This window comes from Microbulbifer regidiadema (SeqCode) (assembly GCF_052466995.1).
This window is the reverse complement of the sequence record NZ_CP174297.1, coordinates 1172511-1189699: the sequence shown is the minus strand read 5'-3', so window position 1 is coordinate 1189699 and position 17189 is coordinate 1172511. Positions and strand designations below refer to the sequence as shown.

Genomic DNA, 17189 nt, shown 5'->3' with positions numbered 1-17189 from the left:
CGGTTGACTAGGAATATGGCAATACATATCGGTGAGGTAACTTTAGAGGAAATCCAATATCAGCTTCTGATGGATTACCAGAAAGTTCGCGCGGAGACGGAAAATTTGGCAGCGCCGTTGTCTGCTGAGGATATGCAGTTGCAATCCATGCCGGATGCCAGCCCCACCAAATGGCACCTGGCGCATACCAGCTGGTTCTTTGAGACCTTTATCCTGGCGCCGGAATTATCTGGCTATCAGGCCTTTAATCCGCATTTCAATCATCTGTTCAACTCTTACTACAATAGCCTGGGCACCCCCTTTGCGCGCCCCAATAGGGGGGTGATCTCGCGCCCGGATAGCTCCCAAATCTACGAATATCGAGCCTTTATTGATGATGCTATGCGCCAGCTGCTCAATGAGCAGCCGCTTTGTGACAATTTGGCAGCCTTGGTTCAGTTGGGGCTGAATCATGAGCAGCAGCATCAGGAATTGATACTGACCGATATCAAGCATGCGCTATCCGCTAATCCTATGATGCCGGCTTACCGGGATGCCTTGCCCGAGGATGAGGACGGGGTGCTGGAGCCGTTGCGCTGGCTCAAGATACCCAGCGGATTCTATGGGATTGGCAGTAATGGCGACACCTTCTGCTTTGATAACGAGGGGCCAGAACACCAGCAGTTTATCGATGAGTTTGTGATTGCCTCCCGTCTGGTAACTAATGCTGAGTACCTTGAATTTATAGAGGATGGGGGCTACCAACAGCATCGCTTATGGCTGTCAGACGGCTGGTCGTTGGTACAAAAGCAGCAGCAAGAACATCCGTTTTACTGGCGGCGGAATAGTAGTGGCTGGCAGCAGTACACTCTCTATGGTTTGCTGCCGCTAAACCCTGTCGAGCCGGTCTGCCACCTCTCTTTTTATGAGGCCGATGCCTTTGCCACCTGGGCTGGAAAGCGATTGCCCACCGAATTTGAATGGGAGGCCGCAGCTTGTCAATTGCGCCAGCCCAACCAGATGGCAGCGGCCAACTTCCTGGAAAAGCGTTTCTTCAAGCCTTTACCGGTACAGCGGAGGCAAACACAGTTTCTAGGAGATTTATGGGAGTGGACCTCCAGTGCTTACCTGCCTTATCGAGGTTACAAGGCGAGGGAGGATGCGGTGGGTGAGTACAACGGAAAATTTATGTGCAACCAAAAGGTTCTGCGCGGTGGATCTTTTGCGACTCCCGCTGACCATATTCGGATCAGTTACCGCAACTTCTTTTACCCACATCAATCGTGGCAATTTACTGGTGTCCGTTTGGCAGGAGACTAAGTGTGAAAGTAGCCGTATCAATGATGCAGGAAAGCTCATATCAGGACTATAAATTTCGCGAAGATGTTTTACAGGGGTTGGCAGGAGAGCAGAAAACACTGCCGTGTAAGTATCTATATGATGAAATCGGCTCCCAGTTATTCGAGAAAATATGTGATGTGGAGGATTATTATTTAACTCGTATAGAGGCTGGGATATTTAAGCAGTATTTGCCGGATATTGCCGAGGAAATAGGGCCGGGGGCGCTATTGATTGAGCCGGGTGCGGGCAACTGTGAAAAGGTAGAGGCTTTACTGCACTTGCTGAAGGACCCCAGTGGTTACTACCCGATCGACATATCTCCAGAGATTCTCTATCAAGCCGGACAGCGTATTAAAAAGAGTTTGCCGCATCTTTCCATCTGGCCGGAAGTGGGTGACTTCACCCAGGCAACGGTTTGGCGCAACATTTCAACTATTGACTCAAGAAAAAGAGTGGTTTTTTTTCCGGGCTCGACAATTGGAAACTTTGAGGCGGGTAGGGCGGAAGCTTTACTGGAAACCTTTGCCGCCAATCTGAGTTCTGGTGATGGCTTACTGATCGCCACCGATTTAGTCAAAGATTCAATAGTGCTTGAGAGAGCTTATCACGATAGGGAACATATCACGGAGCAATTTAACAAGAATCTGTTACAGCGAATCAACAGTGAACTGGGCGGAAATTTTGATTTGTCATTATTCTCCCACCGTGCCTTTTACCAGCCGTTGCGGCAGCGTGTAGAAATGTACCTGGTCAGTCTCAAGGAGCAGCGTGTTTCAGTTGCTGGAGAGCAGATAGTGTTCGCAGAAGGGGAGACCATTCATACGGAGAATAGTCACAAGTATAAAATTAGTGATTTTAATGCGCTGTTAAAGCAGGGCGGATTTGAGCCTGCTCGCTATTGGACCGATTCCTCTGAATCCTACGCTATCCACTATGCCCAGGCGATCTAATGGAATGCTGGGTTTGCTGCTCTCGCTGATTACGCTTGGGGTGTCAGTGGGAATGGTTGTTGCTGAGGAAGATGTCGCGCAATATGCTGATAGCTTTGTTGTGTATAAGCACCCACTTTGCTTTTGCTGTAACCGCTGGATTGATCATTTGCGGGAGAACGATATTACCGTAACTGCCCATGCTGAAGTCAATATGGAAAAAGTGCGCAAGCAATGGGGGATTCCCCGGGGAATGGAAGGTTGCCATACGGCGGTATGGCACAACCAATATATCTTTGAAGGACATGTTCCAGCGGTCTATATCCAGCAATTTCTTTACGCCCCACCGGAAGGTGGTATTGGTTTGTTAGTGCCCGGGATGCCAGTCGGCAGTCCGGGGATGGAGGTGGATGGTAACTTTGAGCCCTATTATATTTACCTGCTACTCGAGGGCGGGGATTATCGCCCTTTCACTCGTATAGAGAAACCTTAGGGTGCCTCTAAATCACATCTATAGTGAGCCGAAGTAAATGATATAGAAATAGCTAACCGCTACACTGATAAGACTTACCGGTAACATTAACAAAAAAAATTGCCAGAAGTTAAATGGCTTTACCCCAAACTTTTCCGCCTGTTGCAATACTATCACATTGCTGGCAGCGCTGATGATAAAGAGGTTTCCTGCTGCTGTGGATATGGCTGATAGCATCATTAGTGTTTGAGTTTCTTTTTTATGCAGCAGGTTCAGGTAGATTTCTACTACGGGAACATTGGAAAACAGCTGGCTGGCAAAAAAGCTGACAAAGGTTACAGTTTTTGCCTCGGCCAAATTAATTTCGCTCCCGTGGAGGAGCAGCTGTAGCGAGCCGGATTCGAGCAGTGAACCAGTTACTATAAACATCGAGACAAAGAATAAGAGGGTAGTCCAATCCACTTCTCGCAGGACTCTTCTTCGCTTATCGCTTGCCAGATATATTGGAGAGCACGCCAGTAAACCGATTTGGCCTAAGGTTGGGAGGTAGATACCCTCTATACCATGTAACACATTCCCTAAAGCGATTAGGACTATCAGGAGGGCTGTCGAAAGTAGGGGTGGCCACTTTTGTGTTATCTGATTGTCTGTACTGGGCTGAATACCCACCTCGTGACTGGATTTGTCAACTTTCAGGAATCGTTTTAACCAGAGAATCGAAAATAGCATAGTGATCGCTGCTGGGATAAAGATCCACTGGACAAATACAAGAAACATATTGTCAAACTGCCCTGCATTGGCAATCAAGATATTTTGGGGGTTGCCAATCGGAGATACCATACTGCCGACGGTCACGGTAGCGCAGAGCAAAATAAGTAGGGGTACAGCATTCCAGTTTAAATCCCGTGCCATTAGCAGTGCGATAGGTACACCAATAACTGCTGCCGCATCATTGGTAAGCAGGGCGGCACAGCTCGCCATAATCAGGGCATAGCTTGCCAGCATGGTATTGGGCGTTTGCCGCGAAAGTATTCGTTTGCTGATTTGTGCGGAAATTCCTGTGTCATACAAAGCCGCTGCAATTGAAAATACAGAGAATAAATAGAGGATTAAATCCCAGTCAACGGCAAAAAAGGCATCCTTAAAGGTGATCTGCCCTAGGGCCAACAGTGCCGCTGCGCCAAGGGTCATAATATGCCAGATACGGATGGCTGGTGGCAGCCATTGGCGTGCGGCTATTAGGATAAAGATGATTGCCGAGATAGTTAAGCTAATAGACATCTATTCTTATTCCAGTGTCGCTAGCCCGAATTACTATTTCTGAGATGCTTTCCCCTGTGGCGGAATGCCCACAAAGCTATTTATCAGAGTTTAAACAAACCTCTTCTCTTTACGAGTCTCTTTATTGGGAATATACCTATGGGGCCTTGTCTGGCGATCTGCTTGCGGGGGTGTGCTGGCAGTTGGCAAACAAAAAAACCGCGCTCTATATACAGGGGTATTTCGGTAGAGTATTAGTATTGATAAAAGCCCTGGCCTGATTTTTGACCGAGCAGTCCGGCTGTGACCATTTGCCGGAGCAGGGGGGCAGGGCGAAACTTACTGTCAAGGGCGTTCTCATAGAGCACTTCCAGCGTATTTAAGACCGTGTCCAATCCTATCAGGTCTGCTGTGGCCAATGGGCCGATTTTATGGTTGTAGCACTGTATAAAAATCTCGTCGACATCTTTTGCTTTGGCCAGTTTATCCTGTACTACCCAAATGGCCTCATTCATAAATAAATGGGAGATGCGGTTAGACACGAAACCGGGACCATCCTTGACTACTATGCTGTCCTTGCCAAGCTGTCTTAACAGGGTTGCAGTGATGGCCAGGGTCCGGTCGCTTGTGTGGTAACCATTAATAACCTCTACTGTGTGTTTCAGTGCCACCGGATTCATAAAATGGATGCCAATGATCTGCCCCGGCCGCTGTGTCAATGAGGCAATCCGAGTGATTGGGATGGCGGAGGTATTCGCAGCAAATACACAGTTGTGACGGCAAATTTTATCTATCGCGGGGTAGATTTGTGCCTTTACAGCCCATTGCTCGGTCACGTTTTCAATGACAAAGTCGACGGGCTCTAAGGCAGATAGTTGTCCATCGGTCACTACCTGCCCAAGAAGACTATCCAGATCCGTGTTGCGGTTAATCCGGCCCATCATCATACTCATTCTTAGCTGCTGGTGAAGGCGGTTTTTGGCTTGTTTCAGTGTGGAATGGCTATTTTCAATCAGGACAACCTGATGCCCGGTTTCAAGCAGTGCCTGGCTGACCCCGAGCCCCATCACCCCGGCACCTACAACTCCGACGACAGCAATAGAGCGATTATTACTGAACTCTGAGCTTTCCATTCTGTATAGTCCTAATTAAAAATATTGGCTTGCGGAAGTTTGTATACCTCTATTTTTGCTGGCGAATATTCAGCAGTTTTCTGGCTGTATTATATTCAGAGCGGCTATTAAAAATCACTCACAAGCGTGGCTCTTGTCACCGTTTTGTTCAGACATAAGTTGATGTATCTGTAGCTTATTAATTCTGGCTAAGCATCTCTGCCTTATTTATTCTGGATAAGCATTTGTATCACTTTGAAAAAGGTGATTACATTTTACCTGTAAAATACTGGCGGGCACCAATTCCCAAATCGAGTCGCTGGCGGAAAATGGCTGCCAAACTTACAGAGTGGTTATGGGTGTCTCTAGTTGGGGGTATAAGCTTCAAAAAAATAATATGTAAATAATTTTTCATCAAATAAGGCCTCTATAAAACAATAATAACCTGTAAAAAATCATAGGTAGAGGCGCGCACTGGCCAGCCCGTAATTCACAGCCCAGCCCCTGGGCTGTGAATGCAATCAATAAAAATTACTAATTCTGCGGGATAATGGAGTGAGGCTTGAATTTCCAATTCACTGAAAAACAACACCAGCTGCGGCAAAAAATTTCTCTTTTTACTTCTGAGTATATTTCGCCGTTTGCCGCTGAGTTTGAACGCCAACAATCGCTCCCCGATAGCTTGGTGCGATTGATGGCTGGGGAGCGCTACCTTGCGCCGACTATTGCTTCTGAATTTGGCGGTGCGGGGTATCAATGGATTGATTTTGCCATTCTGAATGAAGCTGTCGGTCAGGGGTGTAGCTCAGCTCGCAGCCTTATTACCGTCCACAGTATGGTGGCATACGCAATTGAGCGCTGGGGTAGTCAGCAGCAAAAGTTGGACTGGCTGGAAGACCTGGCCTTCGGTCGGAAGATCGCCTCTTTTGCACTCAGCGAGCCTGATACCGGTAGCAATGGTGCAGGTGTGGCTGCATCTGCTGAGCCAAGGGGGCAAGAATATACCCTTAATGGCCATAAACAGTGGATCTCTTTTGGCCAGATTGCCGATCTTTTGCTGGTTTTCGCCCAGCAGGACGGCAAACCGTTAGCCTGCCTTGTGGAAAGCAGTCGCCCGGGAATCTGCATTGAGCCTATCAACAACATAAGTGGTTGCCGTGCCAGCCTGCTTGCCAATATTTACCTCGACGACTGTCGAATTCCGAAAAGTCATGTTCTCGGTGGTATCGGTTTTGGATTCAGCGCCGTAGCGCTGTCAGCGCTTACGATCGGACGGCTAAGTGTGGCCAGCGGCTGTGTGGGTATGGGGCAGGCCTGTATGGAGGCCAGTTTCGAGCACGCCGGCAAGCGCCAACAGTTTGCGCAACCGATTGGTGACTTCCAGCTGGTGCGGCGCATGCTGGCGAATATGAAAACCCGGCTAGAAGCGGCGCGGCTGTTAACTTACCAGGGCGCGCTGGCTATGGATGCGGGGCTGTCAGAAGCTGATGAAAAAATCATGCTGGCCAAATATTTTGCTGCGACCACAGCCGCAGATGTGGCCCGGGATACGGTACAGATTCATGGCGCGCGCGGATGTATTGATGACCATCTGGCCTCCAGGTTTTATCGCGATGCCAAAGTTATGGAAATCATCGAAGGCAGTAATGAAATGCATCAACTGATATTGGGGGCGTCAATATGATAGTTGCTGGCAGCCCAGTTCAGGAACCGATGCTAGAAAACAAGAGCAAACCGATTAAATGTGTGGTCTGGGATCTGGATCATACCCTCTGGCAGGGCGTGTTACTGGAGAGCGACAGGGTTGATTTGAAGCCTGGTATCACCCGAGTCATTAAAGTTTTGGATAGCCGTGGCATCTTACAGTCCATCGCCAGTAAAAATGATTTTACTCTAGCCAGATCCCGGCTCAAAGCACTGGGGCTGTGGGAGTATTTTCTCTATCCACAAATTAGTTTTAATACCAAATCTTCAGCCCTGCAACAGATTGCCAGTGACTTAAATATTGGACTGGATACACTGGCTTTTGTTGACGACCAACCCTTCGAGCGCAAAGAAGTTCAGTTTGAGCATCCACAGGTGACGGTAATTGATGCCGTACACAGTCTGTCAATACTGGACTGGCCCATTATGCAGCCGCAATTTCTCACCGGTGAAAGCATCGCTAGGAGACAGTTGTATAAAAATGATGAAAAGCGCCGCTATGCCGAGCGGGCTTTTATCGGCCCAAGCGAAGCTTTTCTAGCTTCCCTCAATATGGTCTTTGAGATTTATCCCGCTACTACCCGGGATTTGGAGCGGACTGAGGAGCTGATCCAGAGAACCCACCAGTTGAACACTACGGGTTATACCTACAGCGTCGAGCAACTCAAAACATTCTGTCAGTCCGATAATCATTTAGTTTTAGTCGCCAAGCTCAGCGATGATTTCGGCAGCTACGGCACTATCGGTTTTGCACTGGTTGAGCTGCGGGAGGCATGCTGGATTATCAAGTTGTTGCTGATGTCCTGCCGGGTGATGTCCCGTGGGGTCGGCACCATCATGTTGCACAGCATTGTGAATGAGGCCCGCAAAGAATCGGTGCGTTTACAGGCTGAATTTATTTGTAATGGCAGAAACCGCCAGATGTATGTGACATACAAGTTTGGTGGTTTCCGTGAAGTCAGTCAGCTCGGTGCAGTGCTGCTATTGGAGCATGAGTTTAAGTATATCCAGTCATTGCCGGACTATGTCGAAGTGCGGTTCCAGTGTCATTGATATTGGGCCGTTTGGGTTTTGCCCACTAAACCATAAAAAGGAGACGAGTGATGTCAAAAAGCAAAGGGTTGACCAAGGAACAGAAAAAGCGGCTCTTACAGGGGGTGAAGGACAAGGGCCTGAGTGAGGACAGTGTTGCGGGGCATGTCGAAACCAGTGGTGGCGAATGCTATCTGACCGATAGCGTAGGTAAGACGTCGCTGATAAAACCCCAGTATATCGAAGTTGAAAATTTGGATGACTTAAAAGCACTGGCCGGCAATGCCGACCAAGACTACGAAAATGGCACCATGGAGCGGCACCTACACGAGAACCTGCCCGACTGGGATATGGCAAAAAGCAGTCACGCCCCGGAAGCCCTGTCGGCAGAGGAAAATAACAATATCGTCAAAGCGATGAAAACCTACGTCTATGGTCACTCCAGCCATGTCAAAAGCTATAAGGACGTTATTCACAAACACCATTTTCCCATGACCCTGATGGCTTTCAGCGCTGAGAATATTACGGTCAAATCGGGAGATACACTCAATGTCACTTCCGACTCCACTCCTGGCGCCGTTGCTGATATTGGCAAGCTGACCATAGAGGAGGGCGGGAGTATCAATTTTGAAGTCCACGCTACCTGGACCGTACAAGAATTCGTCAGCGAATAGCCGCTACAGCCTTATTTTCAATTCAACTTATTCGGGAGATGACCATGAGTGCCAGTGATTCAGTTCCGTACACTATCAGCGTTAAAGGCGGCGATGGCAGTAAAAATACCACCGCGCCACCAGCCCAGGGTGATGTGAGCCCGCCGCAGGCGCCTTCAGGGAAAGATGCCAAAGACGATGGTAAAAGTTGTGGTACCAAGGCCACCGATGGCGATGCTGGAACTACCGGTAAAACCGGACAAGCGGGGCAAAATGGTGGCAATGGTGGTGATGCCGCCGTGATCAAGTTCACCAACAACGTTATGACAGGTCACTACTCTTTTTCAACAACTGGCGGCAGCGGTGGTGACGCCAGTCAGGGGGGGCAGGGTGGTCCCGGCCAGATTGGCGGCAAGGGGGGCAAGAGCTCCTCGCATTGCAGCGGTGGTAAACAGGGTGCGGGAGGTCAGGGCGGCCAGGGTGGGCCGGGCGGCCAGGGTGGTGATGGCGGTGATGCCGGTGAGATCTATATCGTTTATTACGCAGGTTCACCGGAACCTACCTTCGATGCGTCAACCCAGGGGGGCAATGCCGGCTCCAGCAATGTTGGCGGCGCCGGAGGTGAAGGCGGTAAGGGTGATCCAGACGGTGGTACTGGTGATACTGGGGATAACGGTGGTGAGGCCAGTGCCGGTAAGGGGGGTCAAGTGTATATTAACGGCAAGGTGCTGTCTTCTAACCCGTGAGGCATAGTCATGGAGAAAATATATACAATTCAATCCCGAGGGGCTGCCGGTGCCAATGGAGTGTTTCAGGGCAATGGTGACACCGGAAAAGTGGGGCCTCGAGGCACCGATGGTGTCGAGGGAAAACACAAAACCTGTAAAACACCTGGGCGCGACGGCCAACCAGGCGACCCCGGCGGTAAGGCGCCTAATGCGCAAAACGGCGGAGACGGCCAGCGCCCGAGTGCGGTCAAAATGCAGTGCGTCGACTTTAGCGGAACTTTTAGTGTCCTGGCCTCGGGGGGCAACGGTGGCACTGGCAGTAACGGCGGCGATGGTGGCAGCGGTGGCGATGGTGGAAACGGTGGCAAGCAGCCGCAGGTTTGCCAAAGCGAACATGGTGAAACCGAGGGCGGTATGGGGGGGCAGGGTGGTAATGGCGCTAACGCGGGCTCCGGCGGTAAGGGCGGGGATGGGGGACAGGTGGAAGTTACCTATGACAAGACGCTGCCCTTGCCCGTTTCGGACGTCTCCAGCAATGGGGGTAATGGGGCTTCTGCGGGCGCTGCCGGGAAAGCGGGCCCTGGTGGCCAGGGTGGGCTAGGTAGCGATGGCAAGACCCGCGCCGATAGTGGCGGCTCAGGAGATCCCGGTAATGTCAGCCCGTCGGGCGATGGCGGCACGGGTGGTCAACCTAAGTACACCCCCCAAGAAAACCCAAAATACAAGCTGGTGCTTAATATCAGCTGAGCCAGAATGTCCGGTATCTGTCAGTCGTCCGGACAATAAATAAAATCGGGATGGGGCTATAGGCCCGTGCATCCAGAAAGGACGACAGGTGCTGAATGTCTATGAACTTTTACGGGAAGTGGTCCTTCAGACAGGACAGCCAATACATCACTCTGGATACCGGCTCCGATAACGGACAGCTAGATGTCAGTGGTACCAGCGAAGGTGATGAACAAAAATTCAATGCCTATGGCAGCGACAGCGGGTTTATCCTACAGGGCCCCAATGGTAAATATGTCGCTTGGAGCGGAGACCACTATCAAGCCAGCCTTGAGCGCGACGGGGAGCTGACTTATTTTTCTCTGGAAACCGATGGCAACGACTTTCGAATTGTAGACCGGGGAATAAAGGGGGGCGGCAGCACTCAGTACTACCTTGATAACAGCTCCGGTAAATTAACACGGGTCGATAAATCCGGCACGCCGGCGGCGACAACGGTATTCAGTCGAACTGTAGTGACCGTTGGGCTGGAGCAGATTCAAAATGAAGGCTTCCAGTCTCCCAAGCCAGACTTGCGCTGGGTTTATCTGGAGGATGCGGACTTGTCCAGCGTTATTGACTTCTCCAACGTCAATGCTACAGACGCGAACCTGTGCGGGGTTAACCTCTCAGATGTACCGATGAACTCGGTAACTTTCACCCGGGCGCTGGTGAAAAATGCCAAAATGACCGGGATCAGTGCTGATTTAAGTGGTTCTAGCTTATTGCAAGCTGATTTTACCGGTACGGATTTTACCGATGCGACTTTGATAAAGGTAAATTTTACCGGGGCTAACCTCACCGGTACCAATATGACCGGCACAAGTCTTAGCCAGCCGGATTTCACCGATGCCAATCTGAAAAATGCCCGCCTGAGTAATCCCAGTGCCGCCGGTGGCAGTATCGATCTGATGGAGATGATTTTCTCTGAGGAAACCAATTTCACCGGCACGGAATTGCGCTACAACTATTTGCAGAATAATGATTTTACCAGACTGGTATTCAGTCATGCGGATTTGACTGGCTGCAAGATGGACAACTGTAAACTGGATCGCGCAGATTTTGCCTACGCCAACCTGACGGCTACCTCGCTGACCGGCAACATCTCCATGGTAGGCACCAATTTTTCCAACGCGACCTTGACCGACGCCAATATGACAGGAGCGCAAATGGGCTCTATTGGCCTGCGCTTTAGGGTAACGGATGCCGCCGAGTTTGATACCTTTAAACAGGCTTTGCTGGACGACAATGTCGATACGGTAAAAACCATTTTTAGCGATAACGGTTATCCGTTGAGCGGTACTGTCTCCATCACCGATGCCGCCTATGCACCGGGTAGAATCTGGGAGGTACAGGATTCTTCCGGTACTTATACCGTGCGACTCGAATCCGTGGGCGGCAGTAACTCTCTGGCCGTTTATCAGACTGTGGCAGCGGCTATTTTGGTCAATGCATTTATGCGGGGCACCATCCTTACCTCGGCCAACCTGTTCAATGTTCGGGCATCCGGGGTGCAACTCTACGGTGGTGCCAAGCTTGATGGCGGCGCGATTCTGGAAGGGGCCCAGTTTGACAATGCCAATCTGAGCGGCATCAACTTGAAGCAGGCCCAGCTGTATGGGGTGAGTTTCAATTATGCAACCTTGACGGATGCTGAGTTTCAGGGCGCCAAACTGACTCAATCGGCGAGCGGCGGGGGGGCAAGCCTGCTCAGGGCCAATTTGCAGGGTGCTAATTTTTCCGATACCGAGCTGGATGAAGCTATTTTTACCGATGCGGCAGTGTCAGTGAGCGATTTAACCGATACCAGCGTGCGCAATGGTGTCTGGTTATTTGACTCGGCGCAGAGTACTAGTTTGAGTGAAGAATTAACTAACGCTCAGAATAGTTTTACTCTGCCGACAGAATTACTGCCCTATTTACACCAGGGCAAGGTAACACCACAGATTCAGGCTGGTTTCTCGGCCAATGGTGTCACCATCAGCGACGATGCTATTGTCTCGGTGCAGCAGTATGGAACCTATTGGCAAGTAACAGATGGTACCAATCAGTACGTAATTTTCCAGAGTGTCGACGGCGACCAATACCAGCCGGCTCTGGGCGTTGCCGAGGGTACCGATGATACCAAGACACCGGCGTTCTTTATGCCGCTGTATCTGGAGAGCCTGCTCGGAACTGGCCCTGTCAGTGCCGCTATAGCCGCCCAGTTCAAACAGAACGGTATCGATCTGAGTAGCGATGCCACAGTTGAAGCTAAACAGCAGGAAACCGACTGGCTGCTGACAGATACGTCGGTGTCTTACAATCTCTGGCGCGGCCTGAATTTATATGAACTGGCGTTGACTGCCAGGCCGGCGGTGCCGATGCTGTTGTCCCTGTTTTCTCTGCACTCCCGCCCCCTGACCAACCGGGCCACCGTCAGTAGCAGCCAATCCGGGCGCTGGCGGGTGGACAATGATTCTAATAATCCCTTCAACCCGATCACCAATTACATCAAGTTCAATCTGGTTAATGACAAGGCTGGTGACACGCTCAATATCTACGGTGATATGTTTCGCGTAATCCGGCTGTCCGCCCAGGGGGAGACCGAGTACGAGAATGTTATTTGTGGTGTTACTGAGCTACCGGAAAGTGTGCTGCAAGCATCGACAATCTGTCCCAATTCGGTTCGCTTTGATGTAAACCAGCATGCCGGAACTGATTACAACCAGTGGATGCGAGCTAAAGAGCTGCCCCTGTCTCCCTATTGTGTGCCCTCGGCGGATGGAATTTATTATTGCCCGCAAAAACCCCCATCAAGCCCGCCTGTGAATTGAGAAGTGCTTGTCTAAAACCAGAATAACAATGATAAAAATAAGGAAAGAGCATGAGAACACTGGAATCTACCTTACTGCACTTTGACCTGAGCCATTGTCCCCAAAGTGCCAAGTTTTCCCTGATTGGTGGCGATGGAAAAAAGCACTACCTGACCGCCTATGCTGATGCGCCGGGCAAGTTCCAGCAGCATCAGGGGAAGAATAGGGCACTGGCCGCGCTGCCCGCTCACCACCACGATAAAATCACCCATTTTCTTGAGGATGTGCCCATGCCCAGGCACCAGTCCTCAATGCGGCAGGTTGTTTACGATTCACTGGATGACCACCCGCTGCCCGAGATTGCCATGAGCTTTATCCATATTCCGGAAATAGCTCATAGAAGACCATTGCACCATAAAGTGGCCAAACGTCCTGCTCAGCCCCACACGGTTTTTCAGCACTATGGGGTTAACTTGGCCAATATGTCCGAGACAGAACTTGAGCAACTGCACACGGATGCCTACAACATCAAGCCGCCTTATGAAACTGCCCGGGCAATTATTTTTCAGCACCCGGAAATCGGCTCTGTGAATCCAGCGGTCACCAAGTATGTGTTTGATTACCACGTCAACAATACCCAGGATTTTCAGAGCCTGATCAGCTATGTACAAATAAATGGTCCCGGATCGCCAACCTGCTGGTACAAAAAGAGCTGGGTTATGTGGACCAACCCCGATACCAATCAGGAAGAACCGGTTCCGGCCAATATGGATCTGGACTACAAGGACGGCAGTAAACCCGATTGGCCAACCAACCCCGATACCGGCGAGCCCTCCATACCCAACTATGAATTAACCGATGAATACAGTACCGGCTCTGCCGCTGATACTGGGGTTATCGGTGCGGCAACGCCTGCGGTGCAGCAGGTACTGAAACTCACTAAAAACGACGAGGTGCTCAACGGGCAGTTATGGACGACACAAAACGGTACTACAGAAAGAGCCGAAACAGAGGTGCCGCCCAACCCACCATCACTGGCAGCAGATGCCGTGGCATTGGCGGTCGAGACTGACAGCGCTGACGCCACAGGTTTCGGTATCAAGAATATCACTTCGAGCTACGGACTCTATCTATACGACAGCGAACTCAAATACGACTATGACAGCAAAAAGCTGTCGTTTCCGGTCAAGAACTGGCCCAGCCGTTATCTGAGTCTTTATGTGGAGTTCTACAAGCAGGACGGCACCCCCATTAAACGGGTGGATATCAAAGACTGGGATGACCCCTTGCCGGACTTTTTGCGCAGTGCTTTTGAGCCCAGTGACAGTAAAAATTATCTGGACTGGATCAGCTCGGGCAACGCTATTTTCGGGGTGCCGGTACCGCCGCTGACGGGTAAGACCGATGTAGAATTCCAGTGGCCGGAAGAGGCTTCTTCCGCGCGGGTTCTGCTGGGGGGGCTGGGCTGTGCCAATGGCTTCAAGGACTGGGACTCTGATGTCGATATTGTCGGTGTACTGGGTACCGGTATCGTGAACTACGGCATCACTGTTTTGAGTACTTTACTCAGCGTCTATATCGTCAATCCATTTATCAGTGGCCTGAAAGGTGATGCCAAAATTGCCTTCTATATTGTTTGTGGCTTTGGTGGCTCAGTCGCGGCCATATTGGGGGGGCTGGAATACAAAACCAATGCCGGCAAAGCAATCCTGTCCAAATTGGGCAATATCGCCAGCAGCATTATTTTTGGTGTCGCGGTCCAGAAAATACTTCAACAAGTCTACAAGCAGGCCATTGAGAAGATCATTGCGGAAACGGTTGCCGAGATCACTGCCGAGGAAGCCCTGGGACAAATACCCGTAGCGGGCTGGGCGTTGAAAGTGGCTAGCATAGCTGCCGACTTGGCCGCACTGAGCGCCACGACGGTGGAGTGCGTATTGTCGCCGGCCACTTATTCCCTGGAAGTTCAGCATACCCTTGATCTGAATGTGACAGTAAAACCCGATCCCCGCCACGGTACCGAGGAACAAGCGCCGATCTGGCCTCTGGTAGCAGACCACTATGTGATTCAGGTCAAATATCCCAAAGGCGACGGCAAGGAAGGCGGAACAACCTTTACCAAGGCCGGCCCCATGCCGGGTCAGCATGATGCCCCCATTGAAGTCACGTTTGAGAAAATACCTGCCGGCGGCAAGATTGAAGTGGTGGCCAGCGTATATTCCAGCAATGATTGGCTGGCTGGGGTTTATAACAGCGGCTGGATAAATGCCGATCCGGACCGCAATGATCAGCTGGCTGTGACTGGTGCCATCTTGGAAAAGTTAGTGCCTCTGACGGCAGATACCTCTTACAGCCAGAAGCAGACATTGGCCTATTCCGACAGCCGCCAGCACTACTGGGAGGTGACTCAGTTCTCTATCAGTGCCGACCTGGCTTCAGACCTGGATAAAGGCGGTAACCCAGATGAAGCCGTGCGTGCCGCCTTTGCCGAAAATGGTAATGATCTGTCCAGCGATGCGTTAGTGACAGTGGTCACTGCCGGCAGTCAGTGGACGCTTGCGGACAATGACGCCGGGGTGAATTTCGCCATTGATAAAAAACAGATATACAGTGGCGATGGCTCCACCCTCTATGAGCTGGAAGTGCAGAACACTACCAACCCCGCCCCCGGCCTGCCTGCGGTTCTCAATGACTGTGCCAATGATGGTCACCGTATATGTGACCGCATGGATATCACCATCAATAACAAAGAGTATCAGCTGGGATATGCCTGGCGGGCCTCTGGCCAGAACCTGCCCCGGGACTACGGCTCGGCCAAAGAGAATGGCCAGATGTACAGCTTCCAGAGCATCTCTACCCTGGCGGAGCCACAGGATGCCATCATTGAGCCCAGTCGCGGTTTCTCCAATCCCAGTTTTATCGCCTACGACCAGTTTGGATTAACAGACCTGTTTGAACTGGATTACGGCAGCTATCGGGAAACACTCAATAGCGGTGGACCGGTGCCGGAGGCACTGGCCAAAGAGTTTGCCGGTTACAGTTTACCGCTACCGGATAATGCCACCATCACGGTAGTTACCAGCGATCAGGATTGGACCATTGGCGCCCCGGACGAGGAACCCGAGTACGAGTTGGTGACCCAGCGGGTGGTCAGGGATGGCGAATGGGTGAGCGTTATCGGCGTCTTCTCCTATCCGGTCCCCAAGCTGGACAACTTCTATCTGGACTCACGCACTTATACCGAGGAAAACCAGCTCTATTACCTGCGTGGTGTCTCGTTTAAACCCGGGGTCTCCACGTTTGATTACGACCAGACCAAAGCCTGGGGCTCCTTCCAGGATGTGACCATCAAAGGTATGGCGGTACACCCGGAGGGGTATGTTATCGGTGTGGATTACGACAACCACAAACTGTTGGCGCTGCGCCTGCCGGGGGAGGCGGTAGCCAATGAAGAGTCGCCGGTGGCCATGCCGCTGTCCGGTGAAGGTTTGCGGGAAGGTTTGCTGGACAAGCCGGTGGCATTGACCATTACCTCAGCCGGTCGCATCCTGATTCTTGAAGAGGGCAATGAGCGCATACAGGCCTTTGATGTCAAGGGTAACGCTGTGCCCTGTTTTACTGTGGGACAGGAAACCTGGGAGATGCCGCTCAGCTTCGTGTCCGAGCTGGATAGCCGCGAACCCGGTACTGACATGGTGCAGGAGTTCCAAAAAAATGTACTGCCAGCCAGGGCCCCCTGTTTTACCACAGACACTTCGCCAGTAGATGCCCTGGACCAGGGGCAGGTGGATGACTCGCTCAGTGCGGACTTTGTCAACAACGGCTACGCCAGCGGTGCAGACGCCAATCCTGTTTTCACGGTGACGGTCACCGAGACCGGCAAGCTTTGGCTGGTTACTGACCAGGATAGCGGTGCCGTATTTGACGTGCGTGTTTTGCCGGATCAATACCAGATTCCGTATTTGTTTATATACCGCGCGTTCAGTCTCGGGGTGACGGTCAATGCCAAAGGTTTGCAGTGGGAAGTGAGCGACACCATTAACGCTATGAACTTCCGGGTGGTCAAACCCCAAAGTGGCAACTTGCAGGTGACTCAATTGGTGGCCTTAATGCCGCTGCGCCAGCAGACGGGTAAAGACATCAGTTACTTGGATATTGCCGTAGAGGACAAGGGCTATATCTACGTGCTGATGAAAGCCAATGGCAGCAGTCCGGAATTTATGCTGGATATCTACAACCCCGATGGCAGTGTCCTGCTCACTGAGCCGCAAACGGGGGTCAATGCGGCCAAGCTAACGGTAGACCAGTGGCGCAATATGTTCACTTTGAACTATACCGCGCTGCTCGGCCCGGGCCAGCGCACAGAGCCTGGAATCAGCACCTGGATTCCGTCGACCCCAGGAGAGCCGGACGCGTAAC

12 protein-coding genes are annotated in these 17189 nt (G+C 51.3%); 10 read left to right on the top strand and 2 right to left on the bottom strand.

The window, feature by feature from the left end; genetic code table 11:
• The first annotated feature begins 15 nt into the window (after window positions 1-15).
• The 3 genes from egtB to ACJJIK_RS04915 are packed head-to-tail and all read left to right on the top strand — an operon-like array spanning window position 16 to window position 2742.
• Entirely contained in the window at window positions 16-1299 is a 1284-nt protein-coding gene (gene egtB, locus ACJJIK_RS04925) for an ergothioneine biosynthesis protein EgtB (protein WP_444944395.1), read from the top strand.
• Between the two features lie 2 nt (window positions 1300-1301).
• Window positions 1302-2270 (top strand): L-histidine N(alpha)-methyltransferase, encoded by a 969-nt coding sequence (egtD, locus tag ACJJIK_RS04920; protein WP_444930899.1) that lies wholly within the window; start codon window positions 1302-1304, stop codon window positions 2268-2270.
• Between the two features lie 4 nt (window positions 2271-2274).
• Window positions 2275-2742 carry a DUF411 domain-containing protein gene (locus ACJJIK_RS04915; protein ID WP_444944394.1) on the top strand — a complete coding sequence of 156 codons (468 nt, stop codon included), beginning with the start codon at window positions 2275-2277 and terminating at the stop codon, window positions 2740-2742.
• An 18-nt stretch (window positions 2743-2760) separates the two neighbouring features.
• Here ACJJIK_RS04915 and ACJJIK_RS04910 read toward each other — a convergent pair whose 3' ends face one another.
• Entirely contained in the window at window positions 2761-4002 is a 1242-nt protein-coding gene (locus ACJJIK_RS04910; RefSeq protein WP_444944393.1) for an SLC13 family permease, read from the bottom strand.
• Window positions 4003-4235: 233 nt separating this feature from the next.
• Entirely contained in the window at window positions 4236-5114 is an 879-nt protein-coding gene (locus tag ACJJIK_RS04905; protein ID WP_444944392.1) for a 3-hydroxyacyl-CoA dehydrogenase family protein, read from the bottom strand.
• 541 nt (window positions 5115-5655) lie between these two features.
• Between ACJJIK_RS04905 and ACJJIK_RS04900 the strand changes: the two genes are divergently transcribed.
• The 7 genes from ACJJIK_RS04900 to ACJJIK_RS04870 all read left to right on the top strand — a co-directional run bounded on the left by ACJJIK_RS04900 (window position 5656) and on the right by ACJJIK_RS04870 (window position 17188).
• Entirely contained in the window at window positions 5656-6777 is a 1122-nt protein-coding gene (locus tag ACJJIK_RS04900) for an acyl-CoA dehydrogenase family protein (protein ID WP_444944391.1), read from the top strand.
• 29 nt (window positions 6778-6806) lie between these two features.
• On the top strand, window positions 6807-7850 hold the full coding sequence (locus ACJJIK_RS04895) for an HAD-IIIC family phosphatase (protein WP_444944390.1): 1044 nt from the start codon (window positions 6807-6809) through the stop codon (window positions 7848-7850).
• 50 nt (window positions 7851-7900) lie between these two features.
• A complete protein-coding gene (locus ACJJIK_RS04890) occupies window positions 7901-8503 on the top strand; it encodes a hypothetical protein (protein ID WP_444944389.1) in 603 nt (200 codons plus the stop codon).
• 44 nt (window positions 8504-8547) lie between these two features.
• The gene (locus tag ACJJIK_RS04885; protein WP_444944388.1) at window positions 8548-9228 is read left to right on the top strand and encodes a hypothetical protein; all 681 of its coding nucleotides are present in this window, start codon (window positions 8548-8550) and stop codon (window positions 9226-9228) included.
• A 9-nt stretch (window positions 9229-9237) separates the two neighbouring features.
• On the top strand, window positions 9238-9957 hold the full coding sequence (locus ACJJIK_RS04880) for a hypothetical protein (protein ID WP_444944387.1): 720 nt from the start codon (window positions 9238-9240) through the stop codon (window positions 9955-9957).
• Between the two features lie 95 nt (window positions 9958-10052).
• On the top strand, window positions 10053-12791 hold the full coding sequence (locus tag ACJJIK_RS04875) for a pentapeptide repeat-containing protein (RefSeq protein ID WP_444944386.1): 2739 nt from the start codon (window positions 10053-10055) through the stop codon (window positions 12789-12791).
• A gap of 50 nt (window positions 12792-12841) precedes the next feature.
• Window positions 12842-17188 (top strand): hypothetical protein, encoded by a 4347-nt coding sequence (locus tag ACJJIK_RS04870; RefSeq protein ID WP_444944385.1) that lies wholly within the window; start codon window positions 12842-12844, stop codon window positions 17186-17188.
• Window position 17189: the final 1 nt, after the last annotated feature.